The organism is Scopulibacillus darangshiensis (genome assembly GCF_004341035.1).
In the GTDB taxonomy this organism is placed as follows: Bacteria; Bacillota; Bacilli; order Bacillales; family Sporolactobacillaceae; genus Scopulibacillus; species Scopulibacillus darangshiensis.
In genome coordinates this window covers 1-9,484 of record NZ_SLXK01000074.1, presented here as the reverse complement: position 1 = coordinate 9,484, position 9,484 = coordinate 1, and the positions used below count along the sequence as shown (strand labels likewise).

Annotated in this window: 8 protein-coding genes; all 8 read right to left on the bottom strand. The window is 42.2% G+C overall.

Translation table 11 applies throughout. From position 1 onward, the window contains the following. Positions 1-192: 192 nt before the first annotated feature. A complete protein-coding gene (gene tcuA / locus EV207_RS22565; protein ID WP_341539818.1) occupies positions 193-1,701 on the bottom strand; it encodes an FAD-dependent tricarballylate dehydrogenase TcuA in 1,509 nt (502 codons plus the stop codon). A 136-nt stretch (positions 1,702-1,837) separates the two neighbouring features. Beyond that, positions 1,838-2,710 carry a LysR family transcriptional regulator gene (locus tag EV207_RS22560; protein WP_132748655.1) on the bottom strand — a complete coding sequence of 291 codons (873 nt, stop codon included), beginning with the start codon at positions 2,708-2,710 and terminating at the stop codon, positions 1,838-1,840. A 93-nt stretch (positions 2,711-2,803) separates the two neighbouring features. After that, complete coding sequence (locus EV207_RS22555; RefSeq protein ID WP_132748653.1) at positions 2,804-4,042, bottom strand: 2-methylaconitate cis-trans isomerase PrpF family protein; 1,239 nt, start codon at positions 4,040-4,042, stop codon at positions 2,804-2,806. Between the two features lie 31 nt (positions 4,043-4,073). Beyond that, a complete protein-coding gene (locus EV207_RS22550) occupies positions 4,074-5,354 on the bottom strand; it encodes a TRAP transporter large permease (protein WP_132748651.1) in 1,281 nt (426 codons plus the stop codon). Beyond that, positions 5,336-5,863, bottom strand: a complete 528-nt coding sequence (locus tag EV207_RS22545; RefSeq protein WP_132748650.1) for a TRAP transporter small permease — start codon at positions 5,861-5,863, stop codon at positions 5,336-5,338. The genes EV207_RS22550 and EV207_RS22545 overlap by 19 nt, the downstream gene beginning before the upstream one ends. Before the next feature lie 75 nt (positions 5,864-5,938). Next, positions 5,939-6,976 carry a DctP family TRAP transporter solute-binding subunit gene (locus EV207_RS22540; protein ID WP_132748648.1) on the bottom strand — a complete coding sequence of 346 codons (1,038 nt, stop codon included), beginning with the start codon at positions 6,974-6,976 and terminating at the stop codon, positions 5,939-5,941. 360 nt (positions 6,977-7,336) lie between these two features. Then, positions 7,337-8,239, bottom strand: coding sequence for an EamA family transporter (locus EV207_RS22535; protein ID WP_132748646.1), 903 nt, complete (start codon positions 8,237-8,239; stop codon positions 7,337-7,339). A 198-nt stretch (positions 8,240-8,437) separates the two neighbouring features. Further along, positions 8,438-9,376 (bottom strand): nucleoside hydrolase, encoded by a 939-nt coding sequence (locus tag EV207_RS22530; protein ID WP_132748644.1) that lies wholly within the window; start codon positions 9,374-9,376, stop codon positions 8,438-8,440. Between the last annotated feature and the right edge of the window lie 108 nt (positions 9,377-9,484).

The window sequence follows — 9,484 nt, the reverse complement described above, 5'->3', positions numbered from 1 at the left end:
CAATTTGGCATAAATGGAAGGGATAGATGTAGGACACAAATACACAAATGTGTGCGTTTTTAAAGTGTCTACTTGACAGGGGCATGTTCACCCGATGAAGATGCAGTCGGCGCTCATAAGGACGCAGATCCTCCAAAAAAGTAAGAGTGCCCACTTGATGTGAGGCACTCTCCAGCTTTTTTCCTATTTTCTCTATTTAACCGCCTCTAATGAAGCATACTTGCCGGCGCTTTTCCCGGAAATTCTGCCAAAGACGGATCCAGCCGTGAGTCCTGATCCACCTGGATAATTAAAATAAAATAATCCCCCAACGAGCTCTCCGGCCGCATACAGTCCGGGGATGGTTTGGTTTGAAAGATCTTGAACCTCCCCCTTGTTATTAATGCGAAGGCCGCCAAATGTAAAGGTAATTCCGCAAGTAATGCCGTAAGCTTCAAAAGGGCCTTCTTCAATTGTATTCGCCCAATTTGTCTTTGGTAACCTTAAATCATCCTTAGTCCTTCTGCCATCTTTTACATTAGGGTTGAATGAAATTGTTTCGTCAACGGATTTGTTATAGTCTTGGATTGTTTTTAGGAAACTCGTTTTATCCACACCTTCCTGAGCCAGCTTTTCAGCAAGTTCTTCGAGTGTCTCAGCTGTCACTTTTGTCGCATGATCCCGGAGATATTCTTCCTCGTTTAATAAATGCAAGACCTTTTTGTCAAAGATTTGCCACGCAACTTGCCCCGGCTGTGACAGGATTTCCCGGCCATATTTGGCATATGTGTAATTTCGGAAGTCAGCCCCCTCATCCACAAACCGCTGCCCATGAAGGTTGACCATAATGCCAAAAGGATAACTATGTTTTTGAAACCCGTGGCCGATCGCTAAATCTCCGAATCCGGGAGCGTTCTTATCCCAACCGACAGCATGGCAGCCTGACCATTGCCCATAGGAAGTGGCGCCAATATCCAAAGCCATTCGGATCCCATCGCCCGTATTGTATTCCGTTCCTCTTACCTTGGCCAAATCCCATCCTGGCCCTAAATATTTCGTTCGCATCTCACTGTTTGCTTCAAAACCGCCGCAGGCAAGGATGACAGCCTTGGCAGCAATTTCAATGGATTTTCCGTCTTTCCGGATTCTAATGCCCTTAACCCCATCATCATCGCGTATCAATTCATAGGCTTCGGCGCTATAAAGAATATCGACCCCCTTATGCTCAGCCTGTCCGATCAGCCCTTGAATCATAGCCTCACCGCCGCCTTTAGCCTCTACGGTTAACCCGCCCCAGAATTTATATTTACCATCGACCTTAAAGGCTTGCCGGCCATAAATCGGCGTAAACGGAACATTGTTTTCCCGCATCCAAGCCATCGTATCAAGACTGTTGTTTACCAAAATCTCCAACAACTCAGGGTCCGAGCGATTTTCTGTCACTCGCTTCATATCTTGAAAGAATTGTTCCTTAGTATAGGTACCATAATCACTTTCCGCTATTTCTTCGTCTGTTAACTCAGGTATAACCTCTTTTAAATCGCTAACCCCGTTATAAACAAAACGCATGGCACCGTATGTATAACGAGAGTTGCCGCCCCTTTCCTCCTTTGGCGCCTTTTCTAACACCAGAACATTCGCACCGGCTTCCCGTGCTGATAAAGCAGCACAAAGAGCAGCATTCCCTGCACCTACCACAACAATATCCGTTTCCATCATCATTAAATAATCCCCTTTCGATTTCCTTGTTTTAGCGCTTTCATAATATAATTTCAGTATAATTGCCCTTTTTAAATAAATAAAATATATAATTTCTATTAAAATCCATAAAAATATTTTATAATATCGGCAAAAATTATTATTTGGACGTTTGATGATTATAAGCTTTAAAGAAATCGAAGAAAGCAGCCACCGCCGCAAAGTTCATTGAGCTGTTTCGGCAACATACCCATGTCTTTCTTTTAACAGGATGATCATCGGAATAATAAAGGGGATAAGTGTAAAGGTCTTTCTCATCATTCAGACAGGTGCCGGGCAGAATAGCATAACCTAATCCCTTTTTCACCATCTCCTTGCATGTCTCTAAATTGTCAACGGCCATGGTGATTTTCACTGGCTTTTGAAAAGTTTCCTTCCACCAATTGTCGACAAGAGCTTTCAAGGAAGAATCGGTTTTATAATAAATTCGCGCCAAATTTGGCAAGTTCTCAATCGTTATAGGTTCTTTAGAAGCGGCTAGGAGTGATTCCTCTGACAGAAGCCATTTCCGTTCATCCCAATGCCTGTCACCGCGCATAATGGCGATATGAATATCCCCGTCAACCAAAAATTGTTCAACTTCCGAACTGAAGCCGGTGATCACGTTAATGTCGACGCCGGGATATTGATTTAAAAAGCTGCGGATCATCTCCGGAAGCATATAACGGGCGGCGATAGAAGAAACACCAAGCTTCAGTGTCCCTTTCACCGCAACTTCCATTGACTGGATTTTTTCCTTTGTTTCTTCCAACTGTTTTATCATGCTTTGAGCGTATTCAACGATAATTTCCCCTTGTGGCGTAAAATGAAGACCTGAACGATTACGAATAAACAATTGACTTTGAAAAAAACGCTCCAATTGATGAATGCGATAGGTTAACGCTGGCTGCGAAATAAACAGCCGCTCGGCTGCCCTCGTGATATTTTTTTCCTCTTTTAAAGTCGTTAATAACACCCAATCCTTATCATTCATAAAGAAACCCACCCTCTCCCAAACGTAAGCCTATCCATATCTTATAGTCATTATAAGGCTTGGATCCAATCTTATCCATATTAAAGGCGAAACCTAGCTGCCTGAATTTATGTGAAGGCCCTGGTGATCCTTAACCATATGCCGAATGGCAGCTTGATCGATTGCCTCTGCACTTTGAACTAATGTAGAAAGCGGAACATAAGCATAACCATCCATTAAACGCCTTGCCGTTCTGCCAATGGCCGCCCTTTTGACATGATAATCATTGTTTGTTTTATTAACTTCTATTTCAATATAGATTTGACCAGAAGGATGACCAATTCTAAGGTTTCCCTTTGACGCGCTTGAAGCCAGTATTTGATTTGGGATAGTCCCTTCAATCGTTGTTGCTGCAGCTAAAGCAACAGAACCACTGACCGCAAAGGCTTTATGCAATGTTCCCATGCTTATATAACGGGCTAAGACATCGATGTCACCTTTTGCTGTCAATTGGTCACGCATTGTTTGATAATCCTTAGGACTCGAGACGAACGAAATCTTGGGAAGTGCATGAGTATCAGGAGTAACTCTGTCACCATTTTTAATCAAACCGATTTGCTTGCCCACTTTAACACGAATATGTTCAAGCGCAGCCATTACATCTGACGTAAGGTCATGCTTTAATTCCTTCCCTGTCAGGCCTAATTCTTCCGCCCTGACAAAGACGACCACATTAGCAGCATCAATAACGGTGACATGAAAGCTGCGACCATCATTAAGTTCTATTAGATCGACAGGTTGACCAGTTGGAAGCAGCTGTTTTGTAAAGGCACCTTCTGATCCAGGATAATCGAGCATGATTTTTGCAGAAGATCCCGGTACACCGTCAATTGAAAAATCACCTTCATATTGAACTTGCCCATTACGGACAGGAACTTCGGCTATAATAACTTTTTGGATATTAGTGTTATAAATATGAACACGTGTTACAGGCTCAGTTAATGTCACAAGCCCTTCCTCCACGGCATAAAGCCCGACCGCTGTCGCCATATTGCCGCACGTTGGCGCGTAATCAATCACACTATTATCAAGACCAACCTGACCAAATGTATAAGAAATGTCCGCGCCTGCCCGCCCTGGCGGACCAACAATCGCTAATTTACTTGTTAAAGATGTCCCGCCTCCCAAACCGTCTATTTGGTTTTGATCCGGGCTGCCGAATATTCGCAGAATCATGCGATCTCTTATTTCGGGCTGAGGAGGAAGATCAATACGGCGAATAATGACACCCTTGCTCGTGCCGCCGCGCATTAATGTACACATGATTCGGTAATTGTTCCCTAGGTAATACATAGCAAATTCCCCCTATTATGACTTTATGACTTTATAAAACTCCAGGCAGCCAAAGTGAGAGTCCTGGGAGCGCCATGACCAATATCATGTATAGGAACATCACTAAAATAAACGGCAGGCTGCCTTTAAAGACTTCACTGACACTCTCTTTGGTCACACCACTGATGACGAAAAGATTCAAACCAACTGGCGGTGTCACTTGAGCAATTTCCATATTAATGATCATAACTATGGCAAAGTGGATGGGATTAACCCCAATCGACAGCATTATTGGCAGAAGCAAAGGCAGCGTAATTAACATAATCGATGACGATTCCAAGAACATCCCAAGTATTAGGAAGAGCACTACTGTGAATAAAAAGAAGATCACTTGAGTCTGACTAATGGAAAGCATCGACCCGGCAATATATTGGGGAATTTGCTCCTGTGTAAGATATAAGGAAAAGATAGTCGCTGACGCTATAATCAGCATGATCATCACCGTTACCCCAATACCTTCCTTTAAAATGCTGTGCCACAGCTTTAAACTGCCTTCTCTATAGACAAACAAAGAAATGATGGTTGCATAAAAGACTGATAAGATGGAAGCTTCTGTAGGTGTCGTGATCCCTGTATAGATGCACCCTAAAATAAGGATCGGCAAAAATATGCCAGGAACCGCTTTTACCAATGAAGCCCACCGCTCTCTCCAGCCAGCTTTAGCTAATTTGCCAAAACCCTTGACCCGCGCGTAAATGATGGCATAGACAATGAGCAAAAGCCCCATCAGTATTCCTGGTATTAAACCAGCCATAAATAGCTTTCCAATCGACTGTTCAGAGACAACACCATACACAATCAGAGGAATGCTTGGCGGAATTAAAATGCCTATTGTACCCGCAGCGGCAACGATACCCATCGCATACCGTTTGGAATATCCGGATTCTACCATCGCCGGAATCATAATCGAACCGATAGCGGCGGCGGTGGCAGGGCTGGAACCGCTTATAGCAGCAAAAAATGTACAAGCTAAGACTGTTACGACCGATAATCCGCCGGAAATATGACCGACCCAAGCCCGCAACGTATTAATTAAATACTTGGCTATACCGCCTTTGGCCATGATTGTTCCTGCAAACACAAAGCCGGGTATGGCAATAAGTGTTGTAGAATCCAACGCTGTGAACATTTTCTGCGGTATTGTCCAGAGACTGAATGTCCCCGACAAATACAACATCACCGTAGATGACAGAACAAGTGAGATCGCAATAGGAACCCTTAATAAAATCAATACAGCGAATAATCCAAACAGTATTAAGAGTGTTGTTCCCATAAAACCTCACCTTCCCCCTCATTATCTGCGGTTGCAACACCTGGTTTTTTATATATTTTTACGATATTTTCAATAAAACGAAGCAAAAACATGACTCCTGAAATGGGAATAACCACGTAGTAAATCCACATTGGAACCCCCGTTTCAATTGACAGTTGATGCGTGCTGTAGGCTTGGTTAACAGTTACAATGCCGTAATTAGTGAAAAAGATACAAAACAGTGCACCGACAATGTTTGCAAAGGTATCAAAAATTTTTTGGATACGGCGCGGCAATGCGACATACAGAAGATCAACGCTTATATGGCGGCCTTCTCTTAAAGTCAGTGATAACCCGAGTAACACAGCCCAAACAACGATGATAGAAGACACTTCATTGATCCAGGTCGTAGGGGAATTAAAAACGTAACGCATAATGACCTCATACATCATTAAAAGGAAACCCGCTATCATAAATAAACCAGATAATAGATCCTCAAAAAGTGAGTAGTATTTATATATTTTTCTCATGCCGTCCCACCTTCCATGTCATTTAAAAAGGAATAAAGGAGAGGCTTTTGACAGCCTCCACTAATAAGCAAAAATTTATTTTCTTTGGTTTAATATGCTGTCAATAATATCTTCATCCAGTTTCTTTTTCCACTTGTCCATAACCGGTTTTTCAGCATCAATAAAAGCTTGGCGCTCAGCGTCTGTCAGCTTAAAAATTTCCATTTTTCCGTCTGATTTGATCTTTTCTAATGCTTTTCTTTCATCAGACTTTTCAACTTCCCTGCCTTTTTCCGTCGCCTTTTTCATTGCCTTGGCCAACAACGCTTGCGTATCATTATTTAGCCCGTCCCACCACTTTTTGTTTGTTGCGACAACGTATTCGGAACGGGTCATATTCATTAATGTTAAGTATTTTTGCACCTCTTCATATTTCTGGGTTTCAATATTTACTAGACTATTTTCCTGCCCATCAACTGTACCAAGTTGGAGGCCTTGATAAACATCATTAAATGCCAGCTTCGTTGAAGAGGCGCCAAGCTTGCTGAAGACATCATTCAAGAGTCCCCCGCCATGTGTCCGTATCTTTAACCCTTTTAAATCCTCCGGTTTTTTTATTGGCCGTTCATTATTGGTGATATGGGTAAAACCATTCGGCCAATAACCCAATCCCTTCATACCGCTTGATTCAAGCTTCGACAGCAACTCCTTGCCGGCAGTGCCATCTTCAAAGCGATACAACTCATCATCATTTTTAAACAAAAATGGCAAGTCAAAGAGTTGAAAAGTAGGATCAAATCCCGCTAATTTTGAAGAAGAAGGCACAATGATTTGAACATTATTGGCTTGCAGCGCCTCGATTTCGTCCTCATCACCATACAATTGGCCATTTGGATAAACCTTCACTTTAATTTTGCCGTCACTTTTAGATTCCACTATTTTCTTAAATGCCAATGCGGCTTGGCCTTTTGGTGTATTTTCCGCTGCCACATGGGAAAGCTTAATCTCCATTTTTGGATACCCTGATTCTTTCGATGAACCATTCGCCGCTGATGGCCCCCCACACCCGGCAAGCATTAAAGTAAAAGCCAATAGTGATACAATTGTAAAAAACAAGGTTTTACCACACTTCATAATAACGATCCCCCCTGATTTTGTAGAATGCGCTTACAACCCAATGGTACTGAATAATTGTTATATTCACACTCAATATAACTTTTAAATAACTATACTGCAGTTGCTGCCATAAATAAAATACATATTTTTTATAAATATCAATAAAAGATTTTTATACAATACTTAGGGAGGGAGACCGAAAAGGTGGATAGAAAATGAGGTAGGACATGATCGGCCACATAGGGTCGATTGCCGTCATTATTTCCCGGAAAATAAAATATTGGCTAGTTTTTTGGAATGAAATAAACCAAGAAGGCCGGAGCGATATAATCTGCTCCGGCTCCCCCCTATTGGATTAGAGTTGAAATATTATAATTTTCATGCCACAAACCGCCGCCGCTTTTGCTTTTCCTTACGCAGCTTTAAATATTGCGGTATGACAATACCCAATAAAATAAGAATAATACCAATCCATTGCATAATGGAAACCGCCTCATTTACGAGTGTAATAGAAGCGATAATGGCTGTTGGCAGTTCAACAGCCCCTAAAATCGTCCCAAGTCCTGCTCCCACTTTTGGCGTACCTATGGAAAAACAAATAATCGGGATGACCACGCCAAATAATCCGAGAAATAGGGCGTATTTCCAAAGGCCTGCTTGCAATGCGCCATTGATTAAGAACGTTGGCGGAGAGAATATGCAAACCATCATGGTTGCTCCAGTTGTCATAAGGAAGCTTTTCGTGTAAGCCGGTACGGTTGTTCCAACATGACCGCTTACAAAGACAAATAGTGAAAACGATACGGCAGCTAACAAGCCAAAGAGTATTCCTCTCAAGGAGAAATCCTGAGCCGCCCCTTCAAAAAGACCGCCCGCAAGCAGTGTTCCTATGAATAAAATGACGATAGATATCATTTTGTCAAAGCCGGGAAAAGTTTTGTTGACCATCGCTTCAATGACGACACCCATCCAGGTAAATTGAAACAGGAAAACAACGGCGATTGAAGCCGACAATTCTTCTATGGCAAAGCCGTAGAAGATCCCTGTCATACTCATCGTCGTCCCTATTATTAAAAGTGTAAGCAGCTCTCTTTTCGAGACTTTATGCCGTGAGAAAAGAAGAACGATGACTAATAAACCAAGCCAGCCAAATAGATATTGCCCGCACAGCAGCTCTTGGATTGAAAACCCATCCAAAAAACCAAGCTTTATCACGGAAGAAAGCAAGCCATAACTGCAGCCCCCAAATAACACTAATAAGACATACTTCATTTTTTTCACTTTAATGGATCCTCCCTTTCAGAATATAAAACGCCCGCTGTCCAATAATGGACAACGGGCGAATGAAACAGAGCCATGGCTCTACAAAATTTCACCTCTCACAAAAATGTGAGTTTGGGTATGTTATTATCAAGAATTTTAACAGAAATAATGATTAAAGGGCAATAGTTTTTTGATTATGGGTCTTCCTCCAAAGGCTTATAAAGCTTTCTTCGCTAAATCCGTTATATACGAAAAGAAAGCTTCAGCATCAACATCATAAACAACATTGACGGGTCGTCCACCTTCTATGATATATGTCCTTCCTTGACTAGGCCCTTTTGCAAGGACAGAACTTTTCACAGTCTTCATTTTTACTAGTTCGGCATTTCCTGCATATGCTGTTGTTAACACATCCCATAAATAGTAAGTGGAATTGGTTTCAAAATGGACAAGCGGCGGACATCCTGCATAACATTGCCCAATAAAGTCAATGCCTGTGAATCTTCTGAGTGACGCCCAATAGTTCCGAACGTTAATGGTGAGGGGAACTTTGTTTGTGCTTTCTAACGCAACCATTTCTATTTTCAAACTGCTCTCCCACACTCTAGCGACAGCCTCTGGATCCCAGAAAGCATTCCATTCAGCGGTGCCATCGTGCTCCGGTTCTTGTACATTCCCGATATCTTGGAATGTGCCACCCATCCAAATGAGCCTTTCAATCTTATCTTCAATATCCGGGGCTTCATCTAAAGCTCTTGCCAGATCCGTTAACGGCCCGGTAAAAAGCAGTGTCGTAGTATCTGAATTTTCTCGGATCCTTTGTATCATATGCTGATGGGCCGGGAGATCGCTAACCGATGCATCCATTTCACCAGATTCATTCAGGATTGGAAGGGCATCGACAAAAAATGTGTGCATTCGCCACTCTTTTGGAAAAGGATTTAAACCCCTTGAGTTTGATCGGGCTACCTCAACAGAACCTTTGCCAAACCGATCGATAATTTTCCTGCTGGCATGAATGCCCGGCTCCAGATATCCATCTGCTGGTATAACCGAAACACCCGTAAGCTCGATGTCCTCCATTTGTAATAAAAGAAAAAGCGATACCAAGTCATCAATACCGCCATCATGATTAAAATAGATTTTTGTCTTCATTTTATGAAAGCTCCTGTATATGGCAAAATAAAAGTACATAGTAATGCAGCGTAAAAATACATAACGCTGCACAAGCAAAAAAATAAAAAGGCTTGCCAGCCTCCAAAA

Coding starts and splice junctions, on each gene's coding strand:
- EV207_RS22555 (WP_132748653.1), bottom strand. CDS start 4,042: ATGTATTACCTAGGGAACAATTACCGAATCATGTGTACATTAATGCGC.
- EV207_RS22540 (WP_132748648.1), bottom strand. CDS start 6,976: ATGAAGTGTGGTAAAACCTTGTTTTTTACAATTGTATCACTATTGGCT.
- EV207_RS22530 (WP_132748644.1), bottom strand. CDS start 9,376: ATGAAGACAAAAATCTATTTTAATCATGATGGCGGTATTGATGACTTG.
- EV207_RS22545 (WP_132748650.1), bottom strand. CDS start 5,863: ATGAGAAAAATATATAAATACTACTCACTTTTTGAGGATCTATTATCT.
- EV207_RS22550 (WP_132748651.1), bottom strand. CDS start 5,354: ATGGGAACAACACTCTTAATACTGTTTGGATTATTCGCTGTATTGATT.
- EV207_RS22560 (WP_132748655.1), bottom strand. CDS start 2,710: ATGAATGATAAGGATTGGGTGTTATTAACGACTTTAAAAGAGGAAAAA.
- tcuA (WP_341539818.1), bottom strand. CDS start 1,701: ATGATGATGGAAACGGATATTGTTGTGGTAGGTGCAGGGAATGCTGCT.